The following is a 21918-nucleotide window of genomic DNA, read 5'->3' as shown; positions in this document are numbered from 1 at the left end:
TCAGGCCGTCGCCCGGGTGAAGCGGAGGGTGGCGCTGACGCTGGTCAGGCCGCGCATCATGCCCAGCTGGTTCCATCCCATGCCGAACTGGGTCCGGTCCACGCTGAACTCCGTGTCCAGGGTGAGTCCTTGGGCGTCCGCGTCCTTCAGGCGCGCGGTGAGGGACAGCGGCCTGCTGATGCCGCGCACGGTCAGCTGACCGATGACGTGCACCTGGTCGCCGTCGCGCAGTTCGGCGCTGCGGAGCGCGAAGGTGATCTCCGGGTGGTGGTCGGCGTCGAAGAAGTCGGCGGAGCGCAGGTGCGTGTCGCGCTTGGCGTGCCCGGTGTCGAGGGAGACGACGTCGAGGGTCAGGGTGCCGACGGCGGACCCGTCGGGCCGGACCTCGCCCCGTCCGCTGACGGCGGCGAAGGTGCCCTTCACGGTGACCAGGCCCCACATGGTCCGGTGCCGGATGCCGACGGTGGACGCACTCGCGTCGAGCTGCCACAGGCCTGTCTCCACGGCGACGGTCATGATCTTTCTCCTGTCTGTCAGAGCTGAAGCAGAGCTCCAGTGAGGTGTAGTTCAAATTTGGATGACATGACGCTAGCGGGTAATCCAAATCTGAACAACCCCCCTGGTGTGCACGTGGCCGACCGATAGACTCGAAGTCATGACCGACCCCGAGGAGCACGCCGCCGACCTGCCCGAATGCACGGGCGGCGGCCTGCTGCCGCCCGAGCTGCGCGCCTGGATGCTCGTCCTGGCCGCCACGGGAGCGGTGGAGCAGCGGCTGCGCTCGGTCGTCAAGGACACGCTGGACGTCTCCCACGACGAGTTCCTGGTCCTGTGCCTGCTCGCCGAGCAGCCCGAAGGCGGCCTGCGCATGACGCGCGTCGCGGAACTCCTGGGCCGCCCCAAGACCCGCCTCACCTACCAGATCGCCTGCCTGCAGCACGCCGGCCTCGTCACCCGCAGGTCGGTGTGCGGCGACAAGCGGGGCGTCGAGGTCGCCCTCACCGACAAGGCCCGCCGCCTGCTGGAGGAGGCCTCCCGCCCGCTCGCCGGCACGGTCGTCGAGGCACTGGCCCGGTTCGTGGGCCCGGCCCAGCGCGAGGCACTCTGCGCGCTGGTGCCTGACCTCGCCGAGGAACCCCAGGAGTAAGCGCCTGGAGACCGGCAGTTGCCGGGAGGGTGCTCGGGGTACCCGGCGTCTGCCGTGCGCCGACACGCGAAGGAGGGCCCATGGGCGCGCCGGCCCCGCCCGATCCCGTCGTACGCGCCCCGGACGGACCGCCCGTCGACGCGGCGGCGCTGGCGGCGGCGCTCGCGGAGGCGCTGCGTGAACGGGTCGACGGCGCGGTCCGGTTCGGCGCCGGGAGCCGGGCGGCGTACTCCACGGATGCCTCCAACTTCCGGCAGACCCCGATCGGTGTGGTCCTCCCGCGCACCACCGAGGCGGCGGCGGAGGCGGTCACGGTGGCGCGGGAGCACGAAGCGCCCGTGCTGTCCCGGGGCGGCGGGCCTCGCTGGCCGGGCAGTGCACCAACGCGGCCGTGGTGCTCGACTGGTCCAAGTACTGTGACCGGCTGGAGTCGGTGGACGAGGACGCCCGTACCTGCGTGATGCAGCCCGGCATCGTCCTGGACGAGCTCAACCGGCGGCTGGCGCCGACCGGTCTGCGCTTCGGCCCGGAGCCCGCCACCCACGCCAACTGCGCCATCGGCGGCATGATCGGCAACAACGCGTGCGGCGCCACCGCGCAGGCGCACGGCAAGGCCGTCGACAACATGTCCCGCCTGGAGGTGCTGCTGTACGACGGCACACAGCCCCGGGCACCCGTCCCACGCCCCCAGGACGGACGGCCAGGGCCCTCGCGCTGGCCGGCGCGGGTCTCGCGGCGACGGCCACCACGGCCGGTGTGATCCAGGGGCCGTGGCGCTGACACCGGAGGCCGCGGGCCGGGTGACGGAGCCCGAGCGGGCGGTGGCCCGAGGCGCCGCCGGGGCCGGGCGCGCGCCGGTGGCACCGGGGCCGGCCCCGCGTCACGGGGTGCGGAAGCCGCGGAACCTCACGTGCCTCCGGCTTGCGAAGCCGAGCCGTTCGTAGAGCGCGATCGCGCCGGTGTTGGTCTCGGCCACGTGCAGGAAGGGGCGCTCGCCCCGTGCCAGGATGCGTGCGGCGAGGGCACTGACCAGGCGGGCGGCGTGGCCTCGCCCGCGGGCCTCGGGGGCCGTGCAGACGGCGCTGATCTCGGTCCATCCCGGTGGACGGAGCCGTTCGCCCGCCATGGCCACCAGTCTGCCGCCGTCGCGGATGCCGAGGTAGGTGCCGAGTTCGCGGGTGCGCGGCCAGAACGGTCCCGGTTGGGTCCGGGCTGTCAGGTCGAGCATCTCGGGCACGTCGGCCGCACCCAGTTCGACCACGTCGGTGCCGGTCGCGGCACTCGCCTGGTCGGGGCGGCGGCTGTCGGCGGGCCAGATCATCTGGCGGCCTTCGAGGACGAAGACCGGCTCCCAGTCGGGAGGAGGGAGCGCCGGGCAGCTGAACATGTCGGCGAACGCGGCGCGACCGAGGAGCCGCGCGAGGCCGGTCCAGTCCGCCGGGTCCGCGTCGGCAGGCACCGCGGAGAAGGTCGTGACCCCCGGCAGATAGGTGGCCGCGCGGCCGAGCCGGCGCCCCAGATCTGCGTGGCGGCCGCGCAGCGACTCCCCCACCGGGTCGTCGAGTGCCGCGGTGTCACCGCTCGTCATCGTGCTGTGCCCTTCCCTCCGCGCGCGATCGGCCGAGCGGCGCGCTACCGCCCTGGGCGCCTTTCCCGGTCTGGGTTCCACCGACGGCTCCGGTGGGGACGCCGGTGGCTCCGGTGAGAACGCCGTGTGGTGCAGTCATCACCGCTGTCAGTCTCCTGCGCCCCGGTCGTAGCACCCGCGCCATGCCGTTCTTGCCCCCGCATGGCCATAGCCATCCTTTATACGCACATCCCTCATGATCCTCTACACGGAGCCCTCGGGGCACCCTACGGTGGGGCTGCGTCGTCCCCACTGCTCTCGGGCTTCCTTCGGACATCCCGGCAGCCTCGCCGGGGCGGCGGTCGGCAGAACCGGCCCGTTACGGTACTGCACGACATGTCCGGCCCCGACGGGCGCCCCGCCGCGCTGTTCGTACACCAGCGTCGACGGCTGCCTCGTCGTCGATGTCTCATAGGAGAGTTACGCGACATCCGCACGAACCGCGCGATGACGCTCCCCCTCCCCTCAGCCAGCCGCCGCACCGGAAATGAGAACCGCGCCGTGACCAGCACCGGCCCAGCCACCACCGCCGGGACACCACCCCGCCCCGAGGTGCAGCGCCGCATCCTCACCGTGCTGGTCGCCAGCCAGATCCTCAGCGGGGCGGGGCTCGCGGCGGGCGTCACCGTCGGGGCGCTGCTCGCGCAGGACATGCTCGGCTCCACCGATCTCGCGGGGCTCCCGAGCGCGCTGTTCACGGCCGGTTCGGCCCTCGCCGCTGTCGCGGTGGGCCGCATCTCCCAGGCCCGGGGCCGTCGACCGGGTCTGACCGCCGGGTACCTGACGGGCGCCGTCGGCAGCGCGGGCGTGGTCGCCGCCGCCGTCGCCGACATCCCCGTCCTGCTGTTCATCGCCCTGTTCGTCTACGGCGCCGGCACCGCCACCAACCTCCAGGCCCGGTACGCCGGAGCCGACCTCGCCGCGTCCGGCCACCAGGCCCGCGCCGTGTCCACCGTCCTGGTCGCCACCACCCTCGGCGGCGTCACCGGCCCCAACCTCGCCGCCCCCACGGGCGCCTTCGCCGAACACCTCGGCATCCCCCACCTCGCCGGGCCGTTCCTCCTCTCCGGCGCCGCCTACGCGCTGGCCGCGCTCGTCCTCGCCCTCCGGCTCCGCCCCGACCCGCTCCTCCTGGCCCGCACCCTGGCCGAGGAGAAGGAAGCCGCCGCCGCGACCGACCCGGCGCCCGGCAGCGCCGACGACACGACGGACGGCCGCGCGGGCGTCGTCCTCGGCGCGCTGGTCATGGTGGTCACGCAGCTCGTCATGGTCGCGATCATGACGATGACGCCGGTGCACATACACGACCACGGCCACGGCACCGCCGCCTCCGGCCTCGTCATCGCCCTCCACATCGGCGCCATGTACCTGCCCTCACCGCTGACCGGCTGGCTCGTCGACCGCCACGGCCACAGGAAGGTCGCCGCCGCCTCCGGCATCACCCTCCTCGCCTCCGGCATCCTCGCCGCGATCGCCCCCGGCGACTCCGTCGCCCTCCTCGCGCTCGCCCTGGTCCTGCTCGGACTCGGCTGGAACCTCGGCCTCGTCTCCGGCACCGCGATCATCAACGACACCGTCCCGCTCGCCACGCGCGCCAAGACCCAGGGCCTGGTCGACGTCTCCATCGCCGTCGCCGGAGCCACCGGCGGCATGGCCTCCGGCATCATGGTCGCCGCGACCAGCTACCCCGCCCTCGCCCTGACCGGCGGCGTCCTCTCCCTGGCCCTCCTGCCGGCCGTCGCCGCCACCGCCTACCGCCGATGAGCCCGACGAACCCGGGCACCTCGGGCCGAAACCGGCGCTGTCTGTGGACTGTCGCCCGCCCGGCGGTCGGGGCCGGCCCGTGACCGCCGCTCCAGCCCGTCGGACCGCTGTGCCGACGGCCGTCAGGCCAGGGCGGTGTCGATGGCGGTGAGCCAGTGGTCGACGGGGCCGAGGGTGACCAGTCCGCTGCCCGCGCCGGCGAGTTGGCCCGAGGCCGGCAGCAGACGGGCGCGCACTGTCGTCAGCACGCTCCGGTCGCCGAGCTCCAGGGCGACCGCGGCCTGGAGGCAGCACAGCGCCTCGTAGAGCAGGTCCGCGGGCGGCTCCGGCAGGGCACGCAGCCCGGTGCCGGCATCGGCACGGCAGCCGCCGCGCAGATCGCTCCTTGCCTGCGGGCCAGAGCCGACTGCGGCACGGCCCGAGGCGCCGTGCTGTGCGGTCGGCCCACCGCTGGGCGATGGGCCGACCGGGTGTGCTGTCCGGCACCTCCGTGTCGGACAGCACACCCGGAAGGGCGGTCACTTCCAGATGGATGCCAGTTGCCAGGCCCGCATACCGTTGAGGGTGGCGGTTCCGTTTTCGGCGAAGACGTCGATGCCGGTGCTGGAGGGGTCGGGGAAGACCTGGTCGGTGAGGACGACCTGTTCGCCGCGCTCGTTCTCGGCGTAGACCTCGACCGAGGAGGTGTCGACGAGGACGTGCAGGCGCAGCCGGCCGCCATGGAGCGGGAGGGGGGCGTGCTCGGTGCTGGAGAAGGTGGGGTCGAAGTCGACCGCGCCGGAGGCGGTGCGGTCCAGGTAGACCTCGCCGGTGCTGGTGTCGTAGCCGATCCGGGTGCGTTGTCCGGCGCCGGTGCGGACGTCGAGGCCGGACCGGTCGGCGCTGCCCGGGGTGAGGTCGGCCTGGAGTTCGAGGGTGCTGCCGTGGATGCCGAGCGGGGAGGTGGCGTTCGTGACGGTTGTCGCCGGGACGGTCGTGCCGGTGTCGCGGAGGGTGTTCAGTTCGCTGACCGGCTGCTGGACGAGCTGGACCGTGCCGTTCACCGTGCGCAGGGACAGCTGGCGGGGGAAGGTGTCGGCGCTGCGCCAGGGGCTGGTGGGGATGTTCCCGCCGTAGTTCCAGTTGTTCATCCAGGCGATCATGACGCGCCGTCCGCCGGGGGCGTCGTTGAAGCTGTTGGCGGCGTAGAAGTCCTGGCCGTAGTCGAGCCAGTGGGCGCGTTGGACGCTGGAGAGGGCGGGCTGGTCCGCGGCGGTGAACTGGTCGGCGAGGACATGTCCCCAGCCGGCGGTGTTGGCGTCGACGATCTGTATCCGGACCTGCTTGCCCTTGTAGGCGGTGGTGTCGAAGGAGGCCCAGTCGAGGTTCTCGGAGTTGGAGCCGGTGGCGCTCTGCACGACCTTGCCGTCGACGAGGAGGTTGACGCCGGTCTCGGTGGACTTGGCGTGGGCCTGGGTGTCGGAGAGGACGACCTGGTCGAGGTTGATGTGGCCCCAGCCGCCGGTGTTGTCGTCCACGACCTTGATCTGGGCCTGCTTGCCCTGGAGGTCGGACAGGTCCCAGGACGCCCAGTTCAGGGCCTCGCCGTTGGCGCCGGTGGCAGAGCGCACCACCTTGCCGTCGACGATCAGCTCTACGGCCGTGGGGGCCTCTGAACTCGCGGGGTGGTAGCCGCCGCCGATGAGGAAGTCCAGGTATTTCTTGTCGATGGTGAACGTCGGCGAGGTCAGCGTGCCCGTGGTGGCGTCCCCGTTCAGGTAGGAGTTGACCAGTCCGTTGCCGAGGTAGCCGGACACCTGCTGCTGGTTGGGCAGGGTGCCCTGGGCCGGTCCGGTGCCGAAGGCGTCGCCGGTGGTGGTCCAGTCGCCGATGGGGCTGGTGTAGGTGCTGCCCTCGAAGTCGGCGAGGACTTCGCCGGTCGGTGCCGGCTCGTCACCCAGGACGGCGTTGGGGTCGTACGGGTGGTTGCCGCCGCCTATCCTGAAATTGATGTAGTCGCTGGACACCGTGAACGCGGGCGAGGTCAGCGTGCCGGTGGAGGCGTCACCGCCGTGGAAGCTGTTGGCGACGTACTGCCCGTCGAAGCCGGTGACGGTTCCCTGGCCGTCCAGCGGGCCGGTGGCCGGTGCGGAGCCGAAAGCCGTGCCGGTGGTGGTCCAGTTCCCGTACGAGCCTGACTCGAAGTCCTGCAGCACCGAGCCGCTGGGCGGGGTGTAGGTGCCGTTGTCGTCGGCGGTGAAGCGCTTGCCGTCGAAGTCGCCGATGAAGTACTGGGCGCCGGAGCCACCGGCGATGGCACCGGGGCTGAGGTTGACTGCCAGCACCCACTTGGTCCTCTTCGGGTTGCCGTCCACGGGCAGTGGGAACAGGTCCGGGCACTCCCACACCCCGCCGGTGGCGCCGGCTGGGCCGAAGTCGCTCTGGTGGGTCCAGTGCTTGAGGTCCGGGGAGCTGTAGAAGGCGATCTTGTGCTGGTCGGAAAGGGCGACGGCCATCAGCCAGCTGCGCGTGGGCGCGTACCAGAAGACCTTGGGGTCACGGAAGTTGACCGAGTTGAGGTCGAGGACCGGGTTGCCTGAGTACTTGGTCCAGGTGGTGCCGCCGTCGGTGCTGTACGCCAGGGACTGCCGCTGGATGCCGGTGGCCTTCACCAGGCTGGTGTAGACGGCGACCAGCGGTGGGTTGTCCTTGGTCCCGAAGCCGCTGGTGTTGTTCTTGTCCAGCACGACGCTGCCGGAGAAGACCATCTCGTCGTCGTCCTGAGGGATGGCCACCGGCAGCTGCTTCCAGTGGACGAGGTCGGTGCTCACCGCGTGGCCCCAGGACATGTTGCCCCAGCTGTTGCCGGACGGGTTGTACTGGAAGAACAGGTGATACTGGCCCTTGTACCAGATCAGGCCGTTGGGGTCGTTCATCCAGTTCTGGGCCGGGGTGAAGTGGAACTGGGGCCGGTACTGCTCGTGGTAAGGGGTGTCGGCGGCGGCCGGCGAGGCGGCGAGCACGGCGAGGCCGGACAGAACGGCCATTGCTGCGAGAAGCGTCCGGCGTGGCCGGAGAGTTTTGGACATGGTGGTGCCCTTTCTTCGCGGTCCAGGCCAAGGCGCCGTGGGCTTCTGCGCCTTGATGGGTGCTCTGGGGGTTTGGTCAAGCGAGGCAGGGTGGGGGCTTCAGCTGGTCAGGCGTCCCGTAGATGGCTTGCCACGAGTGGCTGTCGATCGGTGGGACGGGGGCTCAGATCCCATGCCTCCACGGCGAAGTCGCTGCCGCGTCTGCCTGTGACGCGGGCTTGCAGTCGCCATGGTGCGTCGCCGAGCGGATAGAACCTGATCGTGAGGACCTGGCCGGTGGCCAGGTAGATCTCGGCGATCGAACCGTCCACGATGACGCGGAGTTCGACAGGTGTGCCGGGGAACTGCGCGTCCGGGCAGGGCATGGTGTACGTGCCTGTCCGTACGCGCGGATCCAGCGAGGCGTGGCTGCGGTCTACCGTGAGCTGACCGGCGGTCGGGTCGAGGCTGATGTCGAGGTGTTCCGTGCCGTCCGCGGAGGTGACCAGCCGCAGACCGGTCGTACCGGTGGGGTCGGGGGTCAGCACGGCGGTGACGTCGACGGCACGGCTGACCTGCCCCAGCTCAACGGGCCCGGACTCGGTGACGCGTCCGGTGCTGTGCAGGACGCGTTCGCCGCGCAGGGCGAGCAGTTCGCGGGCGGGGCGCTGGCCGACCGTGCCGTCGTCGGCCAGGGTCACCTCGCGCGGGAGGGTGAGGACTCCGGCCCAGCCGGCTTCGTGCGCCCAGGCGTCGTCACGGGCCTCCCATGCCCAGCCCCACAGCAGCCACCGGTCTTCTTCGGGGGCCTTGAGCAGGGCAGGGGCGTAGAAATCCGGGCCGTGGTCCAGCCGTACGGGGGGTGCGGCCGCGGCGAAGCGGCCCTGTTCCTCGCGACCGGTATGGACCGTCACGTGGCTGGGGCCGCCCTGGGGGGTCCAGTCGCTGACGATCAGGACGGCACGGTCGCCGAAGGTGGCGTACTGGGGGCATTCCCAGCCAACCGGGTCGGCGGTGGCGGCTGCGCCGCTGGTGTGGAAGGGGCCTCGATAGGTCCAGTGCTCCAGGTCGCCGGACTCGTAGAGCAGCGCCGCGCCGCGGCCGTCGGCGAGGGCCGAGCCGACCAGCATCCGCCAGCGGCCGTCCTGCTGCCAGACGTAGGGGTCCCGGTACATGGTGGTGCCGGAGGGTGGCTGCGCAATGAGCAGCTGAGGCCGTTTGGCCCAGGTGTGGCCGTCGTCGGGGGATTCGGCGGTGGTGACCGGCTGCCACCAGCGGCCGGTGCGGTTGGCGGAGTAGAAGGCCACCATGCGGCCCTCGACGGAGACTGCGTTGCCGGAGTAGCAACCGTCCGCGTCGTCACCGCCGGGGGTGGGTGTGAGGGCGACGGGCAGCTCTTCCCAGGTGATCAGGTCGGGGCTGCGGAAGTGGCCCCAGTGCATGTTCGCGTGTTGCGGGCCGTACGGGTTGTACTGGAAGAACACGTGGTAGTGGCCGTCGTGGAAGACCAGGCCGTTGGGGTCGTTGATCCAGTTGCGGGGCGGTCGCAAGTGTACGGCGGGCAAGTGGGGGTCGATGGGCAGCGTGGACACGCGAAGCCTTTCAAAGGGTGCGCGAAAGCACAGCGTGGGGGCAGAGAGGAAAGGTGAACGGGCCGAAGGGGCGGGCATACGCTCCCGCTGTCAGCCCTTGACGCCGCTGGAGGCGATGCTGTTGACGAAGGCCCGCTGGAAGGCCACGAACAGCGCCAGCACCGGCACGGTGATCATCGACGAGTAGGCCATGATCTCGCCCCACGAGGGGTTGGTCTGGAAGAAGTACTGGATGCCGATCATGACCGGTCGCAGGTCCTCGCTCTGCACGACCATCAGCGGCCACAGGTAGGCGTTCCACATCGGCAGGAAGGTCAGGATGGCCACCGTGGCGACCGCCGGACCGGACAGTGGCATGACGATGCGCCGGTAGATGCCGAACCAGCTCGCCCCGTCGATGACAGCTGCTTCGTCGAGTTCCTTGGGGATGCTCCGGAAGTACTGGTGGAACAGGAAGATGGAGAAGGCGTTGCCGACGAAGGGCAGGATCTGCACCTGGTAGGTGTCCAGCCAGCCCTCGGTGATGGTGACGTGGAAGCCGTTCACCTGCAGCCAGGGCAGTTTGTTGACCCACCAGACCATCGGTACGGCGAAGACCTCGATCGGCACGATCAGCGTCGCGATGACGGCGGTGAGCACGATCTTCCTGCCGCGCCAGCGCATCCGGGACAGGGCGAACGCCGCGAGGCTGTTGACGAAGATGCCCAGGGCCACAGTGATGACGGAGATCCCGATGGAGTTGAACAGGAAGCGGGCGGCGGGCACCCGGTCGAAGACGCCGGTGTAGTTGTCCAGGGACAGATGGCCGACCGGCAGGAACGCCTTGATGCTGCCGAGGTCGGCGAAGATCTGCTGGTCGGGCTTGAGCGACGACACCAGCATGAACACGATCGGAAAGGCGAAGAACAGCGCGAGCGCGATACGGATCGCGTACAGGCCGATCGGGCGCAGCACGGACTTGCGACGGCGCCGGGGCACCTGGGCGGAGGCGGGGGATGCTGAAGTCATGTCAGTCCTTCTCCCGGGTGAGGAAGCGCTGCACGAGGGAGACCGCCAGCACCAGTACGAAGAACGCGAGGGAGATCACCGACGCGTAGCCGATCTGCTGCTGCGCGTATCCGGTGCGCAGGGCTTGGTAGATGACCGTGCTGGTGGAGTCCAGGGGGCCGCCCTGCGTCATCACGTTGACCTGTGTGAACAGACCGAACGCGGCGATGGTGATGGTGATGAGCACGAAGGTGCGGGTGGCGCGCAGGCCCGGCCATGTCACATACCAGAAGCGCACCCAGCGGGTGGCTCCGTCGATGTCGGCGGCCTCGTACAAGTCCTTCGGGATGGTCTGGAGACCGGCCAGCCAGATGATCATGTGGAAGCCGACGCCCTGCCAGACCGACATGAGGATGATGGCGGGCATGGCTGTGGAGGGGTTGTTCAGCCAGTCGGGTCCGTGTACATGGCCGAAGGTGAGCTGGGAGATGAGGTGGTTGATCAGCCCGGTCCGCTGGTACAGGAAGGTCCACATGATGGACACGACCACCATCGAGGTGACGACCGGGATGAAGTAGATGGTGCGGAAGAAGTTGACGCCCTTGATCTTGGCGTTGACGAGCAGCGCCAGAACCAGCGCCAGACCGCCCTGCAGCGGGACGATGACGGCGGCGAAGTAGAAGGTGTTGCGCAGCGACTTGTAGAACTCCGGGTCGTCGAGCAGGGTGCGGAAGTTCTGCAGGCCGGTGAACTGCGCCGGGACCGGGGAGACCAGGCGGGCGTTGGTGAAAGCCAGCGCGAAGGTCAGCACCACCGGGATGACGAAGAACAGCATCAGCAGGAAGACGGCGGGGCTCACCATGCCGAGGGCGGTGAGGCTTTCCCTGCGGCGTGCGTGGATGCGCGTCGTTCGTCGGGCCGGGGTGTCATCCCGGGCGGCGCCGGGTCGGGTGGGAATTTTGGACAGTGTGGCGGTCATGGGACATCCAGGCAGGTCATGCGTCCCGGCGGAGGCGGAGGGGAGGAGCCGCGACCGCCGGGACGGGCGGGGGCGGTCAGCTGCCGGAGTAGTGGTTGTTCTGCTTCAGGTTGTTGTCGATCTGGCTGACCGCCTCGTCGAGGGCACCCTTGACGTCGGCGCCGGCCAGGATGTCCTGGGCCGTCTTGGTGAAGACCGTGGAGATGTAGGGGTAGGCCGGGGTGACGGGCCGGACCACCGCGAACTTCTGGGCTTCCTGCACGAAGAAGTTGAACTTGTCACCCGGCTTGTAGCCCGGCACTTGTGCCGCTGCCGCGTTGGTGGCCGGCACAGTGTTGGTGGCCTTGGCGAAGTCCACGAAGTACTTGGTCTGCCGGGAGAAGTTCAGGTAAGCCTGGGCGCCTGCCTTGTTGGAGCACGTCGAGCTCATCCCCCACTGCCAGGACGCTCCGCCGATCTTCGGACCGTTGCCGAAGTCCACCGGCGGGAGGATCGCCAGGTCGTCGCCGAGCTTGGCGGTGTCGCCCGCGGCGGACCAGCTGCCGTCCCAGGAGATGGCGCTCTTGCCGTTGAGGAAGTCGTCGTTGGGGCTCTTGCCGGACTTCTGCGCGGTGTAGCCCTTCGTGACCAGCGAGCGGAACCACTTGCCCCACTCGATCGCCTTGTCGCCGTTCAGCGCGCCCTCGGCTGTCTTGTAGGTCGACCGGTCGATCAGGTCGCCGCCGAAGCTCTGCAGCATCGGGGAGTAGGCGTACGGCCACCACTCACCGGTGTTCCCCGTCGCCAGCTCCAGCGGATAGGCGAACTTGCCGCTCGCCTTCAGCTTGGCGAGCGCCGCCATGAACTCGCTCTTCGTCCAGGGCTTGTCGATGGTGGGAATGCGGATGCCGTACTTGTTCAGCACCGACTTGCGGGCGTACAGGGTCAGCGCCACATCGTAGAAACCGAAGGCGTAGGTCTTGTTCTGGTACCTGCCGACTGTGCTGGGCAGCTGGTCCTTCACGGCGACCTTCCCCGAGGAGAGGTCCAGCGGCGCGAGGTATCCGCCCCAGGCCCAGTTGGGCACGTTGGGCCCGTCGACGTCGAGAATGCAGGGCAGCTTCTTGGCGGAAGCGGCGGCCACGACCGAGTCGTTGTACGAGTCCTGCGGGAACGCCTGGATCTTGACCTTGTACTTGCTCTGACTGGCGTTGAAGTCCTTGACGATCTGCTGGACGACCCCGTACTCGGCGGCGTTGCCGGCGTTGTGCGTCCACAGGGTCAGGGTGTTGCCGTCGGCACCCGACGAGCCGGCACTGCCACTGCCGCCACAACCGGCCACGAGCGCCGCCGCGGCCAGGGCGGCTATGCTCGACACCGCGAGGCGCCTGGTTCTCGATTTCGCAGGGTTCACTGGGGTCCTCCAATTTCACTGGGCACGGTCCGGCAAGACCGCGCCGGCGGCCGGTGCTGACGGCCGCCTGTATCGGTGGTGCTTCGCCGTTCCGGGGTCAGAGTCGGGGCGGCGAAGCGACCGATGCCCGTGCCACCAGCGGGCAGGGCAGCTTTTCCTGGGCGGCCGGGCCGACTTCCTGTCCGGGTGCGCCGGTGAGCGCGAGCAGCTGTGCGACGGCGCGCGCCCCCATCTCGTAGTGCGGCAGGGCCACGGTGGTCAGTCCGGGGAACATGCCGTCGCAGATCAGTTCCTGGTTGTCGAAGCCGATGACGGACAGGTCCCCGGGGATCGACAGCCCCAGTTCGGCGACGGCGTGGTAGGCGCCCATCGCCATCCGGTCGGCGAAGCAGAAGAGCGCGGTGGGCCGTGGCGTGGCCCGCAGCAGCCTGAGTGCCGCCCGGTAGCCGCCGGCGGCGTCGCTGATCTCCGACACCACCAGCCGGCGGTCCTCGGCGATGCCTGCCTCGGCGAGCGCACGCCGGTAGCCCTCGAGGCGCCCGTGGGTGGCAGGGATGTCGTCGACGTTGTTGATGAAGCCGATGCGGCGGTGGCCGTGGCGGATCAGTTCGCTCACCGCCGTCCACCCGCCCTGGACCTCGTCCGGCACCACCGAGGGCACAGTCGGGTCGTCCGTGCGGGCGTCCAGCAGCACCGTGGGAACCGAGCGCAGCCGCTCCGGCACCGATACGACCCGGTGGTACATGGACGCGTAGAGCACTCCGTCGACCTGGCGCTGCAGCAGCAGGTCGATCTCCTTGCGCTCCAGCTCCGAATCGCCCCCCGTGTTCAGCATGAGCAGCAGCAGGCCGTGCTTGGCCGCCTCCTCCTGGGCTCCCAGGATGATCCGCCCGGCGTGCGGGGTGGTGGCGATCTGGTCGCTGACGAAGCCGAAGGTGTTCGACCGATTCAGCCGCAGTCCGCGGGCCAGACCGTTGGGCGCGTAGCCGAGTTTCCGGGCCGTCTCGAGGACCCGCTGCCGGGTCTCGGGGTTGATGCGCTTGCCCTCGACCTCGTTGAGGATGTGGGAGACGGTCGTGGTCGAGACGCCGGCGGCTGCCGCCACGTCCTTGATCCCGATCCGCCTGCCCATGTCGTGCCCAATCGTTTTGGCCAGTGAGTGCGGGACGAGAATGCGCCCTCTCAGGCACCCCTGTCAACGGCTCGTTACGAACTCGTGGCCCGGAGATGTCGGTCGACCGGGCCCGAAAGTGCGCGGCGGGGGTCGGGCCGATCGGCACGCAAGCTTGGGCGGTCAGCGGCCTGCTACGGTCCTGGCGATGCTTTCGGGCTGCTGTGGGGACCAGCCTTCGGGATCTGCCGGCCTTGAGCGGCTCGCTCAGAGAGCCGAGCGGAAGCCGCCGTTGCTGAAGAGATGCTGGCCGTTGATCCACTGGCCCCGCGGGGAACAGAGAAAGGCGACGAGGTTGGCGGGCTCTTCGGGGCCCGCGAGGTGCCCAGCGGGTGTCTGCTTGGTTCCAGAGGCACGGATCTCGTCCGTCATCCATCCCGTGTCGATGGGGCCTGGGTTGATGATGTTGGCGCGGACGCCGAGATGGGCGAACTCATGGGCGGCGGCGAGGGTGATGCGGTCCAGAGCAGCTTTGCTGGCCCCGTAGGGGAGGTTACCGACGACGTGGTCGCTGGTGAAGGCGATGATGCGCCCGGGTTCGGCATCGTCGGTCGTTCCTTGGAAGCGCCGTCCGAACTCTCGGATGAGAAGCCACGTGGCCCGGGCGTTGATGGCGAAGTGCCGGTCGAAGCTCTCCACGGTCGTGGTCAAGAGGTTCAGGTCGCGCTGTTCACAGTGGCACATCACCAGAGCCCTGACGGGTCCGAGGTGCCTCTCGGTCGAGTCGAAGACGGCCGCCGGGACGGCCGGGTCGGCGAGATCTGCCTCGACACCGCTGCACCGTGCGCCCAGGCCCTCCAACTCGCGTGCGAGCGCGGCGGGTGCGTCCGGCTCGGTCGCCCAGGGCCTTTCGTCGTCGTAGGGGCGCCAGTAAGTGAAGGCGACGTCCCAGCCGGTCTCGGCAAGGCGGCGGGTCACGGCGGCGCCGATGTTGGTGGTGCGTCCGCCGGCACCGGTCACGAGGGCTACGGGTCGGGGGCTGGAGGGCGTGTTGTCTCGCATGAGGTGGGATCCTGGTCCGCCAAGGCAGTCGCCTCAACTGGATATCGGCCCCTGCTTCGTGGCACGGGACAAAGACGATCTGCGTCCTGAAGGTGCCGGCGGTATCGCGGGGCACCTTCACATCTCACCCGGCCGCCAAGGGGGGCACGGCCTTTGAACGCGTCTGCCTTCCAGAGCGGACTCCATTGACCGGGAGGGCGGGCCTCATCGGTCCGCCCTCCCGGTCGTCTTCTGTCCGCCCCAAGGCCCAACGGCGGACTCGGGCCTCGTGCACGGCTCTCCTGAGCCGGATCCCCCGTTGATTGGACGCTTGCTGACTCGGTCGTCAGGGCGTGGGCCGCAGGGTGTAGCTGTCGGTGTCGGACCGAATCTGCGAGGTCGTGCCGCAGTCGAGGATCTTGGTGTTCGTCGTGCTGGCGTCGAGGACGACGTGGTTGGTCGCGATGTTGGTGACGCAGTGGTTGTTGGAGATGAAGTTGGCGTCCCCGCCGGCGACCAGGATGAGGGTGGGCGTGGCCCCCGAGGGCTTGACCGAGTCGGCGGGCACGTTGTAGTCGATGAGGTTGGTGGAGATCATGTTGTTGTCGCCGACCAGGTGGATCAGGCCGTAGAGGTCGTCCTTGCCGTTGTCGTTGCCCTGCATGGGCGGGTAGCCCTCCGGGACGCGGTAGAAGTGGTTGGAGCTGATCAGGTTCTCCTTGTTGGTCCCCTCGGTGTCGATCATGCCGGGGTAGAAGGCTTGGAACCGGTTCGCGGTGATGACACAGCGGTTCGAGTTCTTCAGGTGGACGACGCTGCGTCCCCGGGGGAACACGTTGTTGCCGGTGACCAGGAGTCCCTCGGCGCCTTCGGCGAAGACGGAGTAGCCGGTGAAGCCGCCCCCGATGTGGTTGTTCGTGACCTTGACCGCCTGGGACGCCCCGGTCAGCTCGATACAGCTTCCGCACTCGACGATGAAGTTGTCCGTCGCGTCGAAGGCGTCCGCGCCGTTGTTGACCAGGGCGCGTTCCAGGTAGACGAAGCCCATGCCGGTGACCTTGCACGCGTCGTTGTCGGACGCGAAGCGGATACCGATCTTGCCGTTGGTGTAGGAGTTCTGCGTGGGTGTGAAGCTCACGCCGTCGAGGCAGAAGTCGCGGAACTCGATCGAACTCAGCCGGGGGTCTCCCGTCCGCTGGACGATGAACGCCTCTGAGTTGCCGTCCGTGTTCTCCACCTTGATGTGGCTGGCACCCGGCCATATCTCCCACCAGCCGGAGGTGTCCGAGGTGTTGTACCGGATGTTCAGGGACGTGAAGCCGTGTCCGGATCCCTTGATCTGGAGGAAGCTGATGTCGACGGTGACCCGGGTCTTGAGCGAGTAGTGGCCCGGCGGGATGTAGATGACCGCACCCGGCCTCGAGGACTGCGTGGTCTGCTGCGCCTTCACGTCGGCGATGATGCTGTTGATGATCTTGCCGATGTCGGTGTGGGCGGTGGTGGCGGGGTCGTCCGGAATTCTCCAGGTCGTGACGTCGTAGACGGTGGACATGACTTACCGGCCTTTCAGCTGACTCTGTTTCAGAGGACGCCGATGAGGTGCTGGTGCGATCGCTGCGCGGCGATGGGGGTCACCGGAGTAGGGGCGTGGGAGGCGGCGGGAACGATCGTGTCGGTCCGGGCCGTGTGCAGCAGGGCGACGGCCGGCACGGCGGTGAGGGCTCGCAGGACGGTACGGCGGGGCAGGGAATCGCGTGGTGTTGGCATGACTCCTCCGGTTGTCGGGGCACGGTTACGCCCGCACGGGCGCGCTAGCGGGCGACGGCTGCGGTGCGCAGTTCGTCGAGGGTTGGCGGCTGGGCGCCGGCGCGCGTGGTGGCGAGCGAGCCGGTCACGACGCACTCCCGTAGCACCCGTTCCAATTCCTGCGGGCCGGTCGGGATCCGTGCACCTTGGGTGCCGTCGGGGTGCGGGCCGAGCAGGGCGGTGAGCAGTGCGGACTGGAAGGCGTCTCCGGCACCGATGGTGTCGATCACCGCTGTTGGTGAGGCGGGGTCCGAGACCTCGGTGGCTGCGCTGAAGGCGATGGCGCCTCGGGCGCCTCGAGTCAGCACTACCAGGCGCGGGCCGTGCGCGAGCAGTGCCCGGGCCGCCTCCTGCGGGGCGTGCTGCGGCCACAGCCAGGCCAGGTCCTCGTCGCTGGCCTTGACGACGTCAGCGGCGCGGGCAAGTCGCTCAACAGCGGCGCGACAGGCCGCGCGGTCGGGCTGTACGGCTGGGCGGACGTTGAGATCCGCGGCCACCACCCGGCCCGGACGGCCATGCAGCTGCTTGCAGGCGTGGAGCACCTGGGCGGCGTCGGGCTCCACCACGACGGCCAGCGACCCGGTGTGCAGCAGGGCGGTGTCCGGTTCGATCGGGATGTGCTCCGGGTCCCAGGCGGCGAGGAAGTCGTACGCCGCCGAGCCGGTCGCGTCGTCCACGTAGGCCAGCGCGACCGTGGTGCGCCCCGAGGCGGCCGGGACGCGGAGCACGTCCAGGCCGGTGACGGCCAGCTGCCGGCGCACCAGTGCTCCAGGCGGGTCGTCGCCCCAGCTGGTGATCAGGGTGACGGGATGACCGAGCCGGTGCAGAGCTATAGCCACATTGGCGGGGCTGCCGCCGGGAATGGGCCGGATCGCGTCGGCACCGGCGCGCCAGACCAGGTCGACGAGGCTCTCTCCGACGACCACGTTCGGGCAGGCTGTCACGATGACCTACCGTTGCCGTCGCTTTTGTCCTCGATGCTGAGCGGGTTCAACTGCCACCCGTGAATCTCGAAGTCTGCGGCCCCCTGTCCGGCCGACCGGGCCTGCAGGTGCCAGGGCTCCTCGCCCAGGGGATAGAAGCGCAGGGTGAGTGCCTCGCCGGTGCCGAGGAAGATTTCGGCGATCGAGCGGTCGACGACGACGCGCAGCTCGGCGAAGTCGCCGGGCTCGGTCGTGCGTGGGATGCGCCAGGAGCCGTGCTGGGCTCGTGGCTCGCGTGAGGCGTGGGTGCGGTCGACGACGAGCTCGCCGGTGGCGGCATCGAGGGCGATGTCCAGGTACTCGCTGCCGTCGGGCGAGGTCACCAGGCGCAGGCCGGCCGTAGCGCCGCCGTCGGCGGAGCGGTGCAGGCGGGCCGTCAGGTCGAAGCTGCGTCCCGTGGTGCCCAGGTCGCACGGCGACCCGGTGGTGACCTGGCCCTTCGCCTGGAGGATCTGCTCGCCGCGCAGCGCGTCGAGTTCGCGTGCGGGGCGCTGGCGGACGCTGCCGTCCGGGTCCAGGGTGACCTCGCGGGGCAGGCTGAGCAGCCCGGCCCATCCGACCTCGTCCGTCCAGGTGCTGGGGGCGCCGACCTGGGCCGCGTCGCGGGCCTCCCAGGCCCAGCCCCACATCAGCCACCTGCCGTCCGGGGCGTGCAGCAGTGCGGGGGCGTAGAACTCGGGCCCGTGGTCGAGGCGTTGCGGAGTCTCGGCGGCGAAGTGGGTGCCGTGGTCGCGGCCCGGGTAGGCCGCGGTGTGGGAGGCGCCGCCCTGCGGGTCCCAGGCGCTGAGCAGCAGCACGCCGCGGCCGTCGCCGAAGTCGGCGTACTGCACGCACTCCCAGCCCTCTTCGGTGTCGCCCTCGCCGGGCAGCGGCTCGGGAGCGCGGGCGAGGAAGGGACCGGCGTACTCCCACTGCTCCAGGTCGTCGGAGAGGTACTGCTGAGCCGCGCCCCGGCCGTCGGTGAGGCCGGAGCCGACGAGCATGCGCCAGCGCTCGCCGTCCCGCCACACATAGGGGTCGCGGAACATGGAGGTGCCGTCGGCCGGCTGGGGGATGAGCAGGCCGGGGTGCTTGGTGAAGGTCAGCCCGCCGTCGTGGGAGACGGCCGAGGTGACCGGCTGCCACCAGCGGTCGTCCCGCTTGGCCGAGTAGAAGGCGATGAGCTTGCCGTCGGTGCTGACGGCGTTGCCGGACCAGACCCCGCCCTCGTCGTCGCCGCCCGGGGTGGGAGCCAGGGCCACCGGCAGGAGCTCCCAGCGGATGAGGTCGGGGCTGCGGAAGTGGGCCCAGTGCATGTCGGCGTGGCGGGCGCTGTGCGGGTTGTACTGGAAGTAGACGTGGTAGTGGCCGTCGTGGAAGACCAGACCGTTGGGGTCGTTGATCCAGTGTGCCGGCGGGCGGAGGTGGGCCGCCGGGAAGTGCGGATCAGATGCGGGCACTGGGTGCGCCTTTCCTGCTTCGGCGGGTCAGCGGTTGGTGCGCTCGTCGTAGCGGCGGCGGACGGCGGCGGCCTGCTGGACGTTGGCCTCGGACTCCTGTAGCGAGCGCTCGCCGCGCTGCCGGGTGCGTTCGGCCAGGCGCTCCATGTGGCGCTCGAAGCGGGCCCGGTACTTCTCGCGCATCACGGCGATCTCCTCGGCGACCCGGCCGGTACGCGGCGCAGGAGTCGGCATGGGCTGGCCGGCCGGGCGCACGGGCAGGCGCTGCTCCAGCGGCAGGATGGTGGCCTTGGGGGAGGGCAGGGTCTGGTACCAGTACGCGGTCGAGGCCCAGTCGTCGGCGAGGTGGTTGCCGTGGCCGTGCTCGATGGAGACCTTGATGCGTTCCTCGAAGCGGATCGGATCGGCCACGTGGAAGCGGTAGTTGACGGAGTAGCCGGGGACGTCGGCCTCGTGGAGGATCGCGCCGTGGTAGAGGTAGGCGTTCTTCTGCATCCCCCAGGCGTGGTTGAAGTAGTCCTCGGTGCCGGTGCCGTGCAGGGAGGGCGGCCAGCTGGTGGAGCCGTCGGGCAGGAAGTCGTCGTCGATCCAGATCATGTCGTTGCCCTCGCCCCACCAACTGCCCTGCCGGTGGTGGACGGAGAGGTTGCAGCCGACGTAGTGGCCCTTGCCCTCGGTGTCGAGGATGACGTAGTTGTCCTCGCCGGTGACGTCGACGATATTGACCTCGGGGCTGTTGGTCTGGATGTCCGGGGCCCAGCCGTTGCAGGGGTTGCTGCGGCTCCAGCGGGCGTGGAAGTAGAGCGTGTCCTCGGGCAGTTCCTGCGGAAACAGCTCGTAGTCGATGTAGAAGTACTGCTGGATCGGCAGGTCGTTCTCGTTGACCAGCTCGATGCGGGCACGCTTGTCGAACGGCATCGGCGCCCAGCAGTTCAGAGCCGCGCTGCCGCCGAAGATCAGGGACTCCTCCGGTTTGGCGGAGACGGTGAACAAGGCCGACTGGTAGCTGTTGGGCATGCAGTGGCCGATGCCGAAGAAGTCGCCGAGCGGGACGAGTACGGCGGGCTCCTCCTCGTCGTCCCAGGTGATCCGGATGAGGACCTTGCGGTAGTAGTCCGGGTCCGGCTCCTCCCAGTTCACGCCGAGCGCGTTGTGGATCTCCATCACCGGGGCCACGGTGTCGGCCTCCAGCGGGTCGATCAGACCGGGGCCGAGGGTCTTGCGGCAGAACTGGGTCATCCAGATGTGCGTGATCTGCCCCGGTCCCTCCAGGTCGGCCAGTACGCGCGAGGAGTGCGCGGGGGTGGTCCAGTAGTCCTGGTTGCGACCCCTCTGGTCCCAGCTGGAGACCCGCGCTGTGCGGGCGGCCTGGTGACTGGTCAGATGGGCGAGCGGCATGGACATGGCCGAGCCTTTCGGTGGGGTGGGGCGAGTGGGGCGCCAGGACGCCTGGCGAAGCCGGGTCTTCGAGACCCTTCGGGCGCGTGGGCGCCTGGTGGCTCAGCCAAGCCGGGGTCGAAGTGCGATAGAGGTGGCCTCGCCCGGCTGGCCCGGGCAGGGTCAGTGGTCATTCGTCGGCGCATCGAAACGTTTGCGCGAAACGTTTGTATGTCCGGATCACGGAGGTGTCAATGCCTTCGCCGAAGCTTTACGGCACCGACCGGAACGTGCTCCGAGGTCGACTCCCCCTCGTGTCGCCCCCCTCGTGTCCACCACCGCTCGGAAAGTCTCCGCAGGCTTATTGACACCCCCGGATGCCGGTGAGAACGTGACGCAAACGTTTCACGCAAACGTTTCGATGCGCCGTGTGAAGGAGGTGCCTGATGGCCACCATCGTGGATGTCGCCCGGCTCGCCGGCGTCTCCACGTCGACGGTGTCCCATGTGGTCAACGGCACCAGGCCGGTGAGCGAGGACACCCGGCAGCGCGTGCTGCATGCAATCCAGGTCACCGGCTACCGGCAGGACAGCGTGGCACGGTCCCTGCGCCGTGCGCGAACCGACTCGGTCGGCCTGGTGGTCTCCGACGTCGGCCAGCCGGTCTTCGCCGACATGGTCCGCGGGGTCGAACACGAGGCCACCGCCGCGGGCTACACGCTGCTGCTCGCCAACTCCGGAGAACAGCCGGAGCGCGAGGCGCGCTCGCTGGACGCCCTGGTCTCCCGCAAGGTCGACGGACTGATCGTGGCGCCGGTGGCCCACTCGTCCGGTCAGGAACTGGACGCCATCAGGCGCCAGGGCACCCCTGTCGTGCTCATGGATCGCCTCGGAGGCGTCCGCACCGACCAGGTGGGAGTGGAGAACACCGGCCCACTGCGTGACCTGGTCCTGCACATGATCGACCACGGGCACCGCCGTATTGCGCTGGCCGCCGGCGACCTGGCAGTTCCCACCATGGCCGAGCGGCACCAGGGCTATCTGGAGGCACTGGAAGAGGCCGGTATCGAGCCGGACCCGCGCTTGGTGGTCACCGGCCCCGGGCTAGCAGACGACACGCGGGCCGCCGTACGGGCCCTGCTGGAGGGTTCCGACCGGGTCCCCGCCGTCATCGCCAGCAGCACGGAGACGGCGACCGGCGTACTGCAGGCCGCCGCCGACTTGGGCCTGCGCATCCCCGACGATCTCCGGTTCGCGATGTTCGACGGCTTCCCCCACGTCGACCTCGTGCAGCCACGGATCACCACGATCACTCAGCCGGCCTTCGAAGTCGGGAGCACCGCCATGCAGCTGCTCCTACGCCGGCTGAACGGCAAGTCAGTCAAGAACAAGACCATCCGCCTCAATCCCACCATCACCTACCGCGATTCCTGCGGCTGCGGACGCTGACCCGCGGCGCTGACCGCCGCGGGGGCGATGCCGGCACCCGCCCCACACCCTGACCTCTGCGGGAAACCTCCCACGCGCCCTCTGGCTCCCCGCCGAACTCCCCCCGCTCCAGGCTTCCTTCGGCGCTCCCCACCTCTGCCGACGGCTTGCCTCCTCTCCCTCCCTTCTTGCCCAAGA

Annotated in this window: 18 protein-coding genes and 1 pseudogene; 4 read left to right on the top strand and 15 right to left on the bottom strand. The window is 69.7% G+C overall.

Features of this window, described 5'->3' with window-relative positions:
- Complete coding sequence (locus tag ACFPZJ_RS12875) at window positions 1-516, bottom strand: YceI family protein (protein ID WP_381020683.1); 516 nt, start codon at window positions 514-516, stop codon at window positions 1-3.
- 139 nt (window positions 517-655) lie between these two features.
- On the opposite strand from ACFPZJ_RS12875, the gene ACFPZJ_RS12870 reads away from it, so the two are divergent.
- Together ACFPZJ_RS12870 and ACFPZJ_RS12865 are read left to right on the top strand one after the other, a co-directional pair.
- Entirely contained in the window at window positions 656-1147 is a 492-nt protein-coding gene (locus tag ACFPZJ_RS12870; protein WP_381020681.1) for a MarR family winged helix-turn-helix transcriptional regulator, read from the top strand.
- A gap of 80 nt (window positions 1148-1227) precedes the next feature.
- Window positions 1228-1811, top strand: a pseudogene (locus ACFPZJ_RS12865) (FAD-binding oxidoreductase); the annotation flags it as partial.
- Between the two features lie 216 nt (window positions 1812-2027).
- Here ACFPZJ_RS12865 and ACFPZJ_RS12860 read toward each other — a convergent pair.
- Window positions 2028-2735, bottom strand: coding sequence for a GNAT family N-acetyltransferase (locus ACFPZJ_RS12860; protein ID WP_381020679.1), 708 nt, complete (start codon window positions 2733-2735; stop codon window positions 2028-2030).
- Between the two features lie 540 nt (window positions 2736-3275).
- Here ACFPZJ_RS12860 and ACFPZJ_RS12855 point away from each other — a divergent pair.
- Complete coding sequence (locus tag ACFPZJ_RS12855; RefSeq protein WP_381020677.1) at window positions 3276-4538, top strand: MFS transporter; 1263 nt, start codon at window positions 3276-3278, stop codon at window positions 4536-4538.
- A gap of 122 nt (window positions 4539-4660) precedes the next feature.
- On the opposite strand, the gene ACFPZJ_RS12850 is transcribed toward ACFPZJ_RS12855, so the two are convergent.
- The 13 genes from ACFPZJ_RS12850 to ACFPZJ_RS12790 form a co-directional block, all read right to left on the bottom strand.
- A complete protein-coding gene (locus ACFPZJ_RS12850; protein ID WP_381020676.1) occupies window positions 4661-5044 on the bottom strand; it encodes a hypothetical protein in 384 nt (127 codons plus the stop codon).
- A gap of 12 nt (window positions 5045-5056) precedes the next feature.
- Window positions 5057-7564 carry a GH32 C-terminal domain-containing protein gene (locus ACFPZJ_RS12845; RefSeq protein ID WP_381020674.1) on the bottom strand — a complete coding sequence of 836 codons (2508 nt, stop codon included), beginning with the start codon at window positions 7562-7564 and terminating at the stop codon, window positions 5057-5059.
- 149 nt (window positions 7565-7713) lie between these two features.
- Window positions 7714-9150, bottom strand: coding sequence for a glycoside hydrolase family 32 protein (locus tag ACFPZJ_RS12840; protein ID WP_381020664.1), 1437 nt, complete (start codon window positions 9148-9150; stop codon window positions 7714-7716).
- Window positions 9151-9267: 117 nt separating this feature from the next.
- On the bottom strand, window positions 9268-10185 hold the full coding sequence (locus ACFPZJ_RS12835; protein WP_381020661.1) for a carbohydrate ABC transporter permease: 918 nt from the start codon (window positions 10183-10185) through the stop codon (window positions 9268-9270).
- A 1-nt stretch (window position 10186) separates the two neighbouring features.
- Entirely contained in the window at window positions 10187-11026 is an 840-nt protein-coding gene (locus ACFPZJ_RS12830; RefSeq protein ID WP_381020658.1) for a carbohydrate ABC transporter permease, read from the bottom strand.
- Between the two features lie 193 nt (window positions 11027-11219).
- Window positions 11220-12500 (bottom strand): ABC transporter substrate-binding protein, encoded by a 1281-nt coding sequence (locus tag ACFPZJ_RS12825; RefSeq protein WP_381020655.1) that lies wholly within the window; start codon window positions 12498-12500, stop codon window positions 11220-11222.
- Window positions 12501-12633: 133 nt separating this feature from the next.
- The gene (locus ACFPZJ_RS12820; RefSeq protein WP_381020652.1) at window positions 12634-13668 is read right to left on the bottom strand and encodes a LacI family DNA-binding transcriptional regulator; all 1035 of its coding nucleotides are present in this window, start codon (window positions 13666-13668) and stop codon (window positions 12634-12636) included.
- 246 nt (window positions 13669-13914) lie between these two features.
- Window positions 13915-14709 (bottom strand): SDR family oxidoreductase, encoded by a 795-nt coding sequence (locus ACFPZJ_RS12815; protein WP_381020649.1) that lies wholly within the window; start codon window positions 14707-14709, stop codon window positions 13915-13917.
- A gap of 325 nt (window positions 14710-15034) precedes the next feature.
- Window positions 15035-16240, bottom strand: a complete 1206-nt coding sequence (locus ACFPZJ_RS12810; RefSeq protein ID WP_381020646.1) for a NosD domain-containing protein — start codon at window positions 16238-16240, stop codon at window positions 15035-15037.
- 29 nt (window positions 16241-16269) lie between these two features.
- Window positions 16270-16455 (bottom strand): hypothetical protein, encoded by a 186-nt coding sequence (locus tag ACFPZJ_RS12805; protein WP_381020643.1) that lies wholly within the window; start codon window positions 16453-16455, stop codon window positions 16270-16272.
- Between the two features lie 44 nt (window positions 16456-16499).
- Complete coding sequence (locus ACFPZJ_RS12800) at window positions 16500-17438, bottom strand: carbohydrate kinase family protein (protein WP_381020640.1); 939 nt, start codon at window positions 17436-17438, stop codon at window positions 16500-16502.
- Complete coding sequence (locus ACFPZJ_RS12795) at window positions 17435-18916, bottom strand: glycoside hydrolase family 32 protein (protein WP_381020637.1); 1482 nt, start codon at window positions 18914-18916, stop codon at window positions 17435-17437. Before ACFPZJ_RS12795 ends, ACFPZJ_RS12800 begins: the two co-directional genes overlap by 4 nt.
- A gap of 27 nt (window positions 18917-18943) precedes the next feature.
- Complete coding sequence (locus ACFPZJ_RS12790; protein WP_381020635.1) at window positions 18944-20320, bottom strand: glycoside hydrolase family 172 protein; 1377 nt, start codon at window positions 20318-20320, stop codon at window positions 18944-18946.
- A 419-nt stretch (window positions 20321-20739) separates the two neighbouring features.
- Between ACFPZJ_RS12790 and ACFPZJ_RS12785 the strand changes: the two genes are divergently transcribed.
- Window positions 20740-21741 carry a LacI family DNA-binding transcriptional regulator gene (locus ACFPZJ_RS12785; RefSeq protein WP_381020632.1) on the top strand — a complete coding sequence of 334 codons (1002 nt, stop codon included), beginning with the start codon at window positions 20740-20742 and terminating at the stop codon, window positions 21739-21741.
- Window positions 21742-21918 lie beyond the last annotated feature (177 nt).

The organism is Streptomyces bullii (genome assembly GCF_042657145.1).
Lineage (GTDB): Bacteria > Actinomycetota > Actinomycetes > Streptomycetales > Streptomycetaceae > Streptomyces > Streptomyces bullii.
This window is presented reverse-complemented; position numbering and strand designations above follow the sequence as displayed.

Bases quoted from the DNA above. Each gene is read 5' to 3' on its own strand.
- ACFPZJ_RS12820 (WP_381020652.1), bottom strand. From the start codon at position 13,668: ATGGGCAGGCGGATCGGGATCAAGGACGTGGCGGCAGCCGCCGGCGTC.
- ACFPZJ_RS12815 (WP_381020649.1), bottom strand. From the start codon at position 14,709: ATGCGAGACAACACGCCCTCCAGCCCCCGACCCGTAGCCCTCGTGACC.
- ACFPZJ_RS12785 (WP_381020632.1), top strand. From the start codon at position 20,740: ATGGCCACCATCGTGGATGTCGCCCGGCTCGCCGGCGTCTCCACGTCG.
- ACFPZJ_RS12810 (WP_381020646.1), bottom strand. From the start codon at position 16,240: ATGTCCACCGTCTACGACGTCACGACCTGGAGAATTCCGGACGACCCC.
- ACFPZJ_RS12830 (WP_381020658.1), bottom strand. From the start codon at position 11,026: ATGGTGAGCCCCGCCGTCTTCCTGCTGATGCTGTTCTTCGTCATCCCG.
- ACFPZJ_RS12805 (WP_381020643.1), bottom strand. From the start codon at position 16,455: ATGCCAACACCACGCGATTCCCTGCCCCGCCGTACCGTCCTGCGAGCC.
- ACFPZJ_RS12860 (WP_381020679.1), bottom strand. From the start codon at position 2,735: ATGACGAGCGGTGACACCGCGGCACTCGACGACCCGGTGGGGGAGTCG.
- ACFPZJ_RS12835 (WP_381020661.1), bottom strand. From the start codon at position 10,185: ATGACTTCAGCATCCCCCGCCTCCGCCCAGGTGCCCCGGCGCCGTCGC.
- ACFPZJ_RS12870 (WP_381020681.1), top strand. From the start codon at position 656: ATGACCGACCCCGAGGAGCACGCCGCCGACCTGCCCGAATGCACGGGC.
- ACFPZJ_RS12790 (WP_381020635.1), bottom strand. From the start codon at position 20,320: ATGTCCATGCCGCTCGCCCATCTGACCAGTCACCAGGCCGCCCGCACA.
- ACFPZJ_RS12845 (WP_381020674.1), bottom strand. From the start codon at position 7,564: ATGGCCGTTCTGTCCGGCCTCGCCGTGCTCGCCGCCTCGCCGGCCGCC.
- ACFPZJ_RS12875 (WP_381020683.1), bottom strand. From the start codon at position 516: ATGACCGTCGCCGTGGAGACAGGCCTGTGGCAGCTCGACGCGAGTGCG.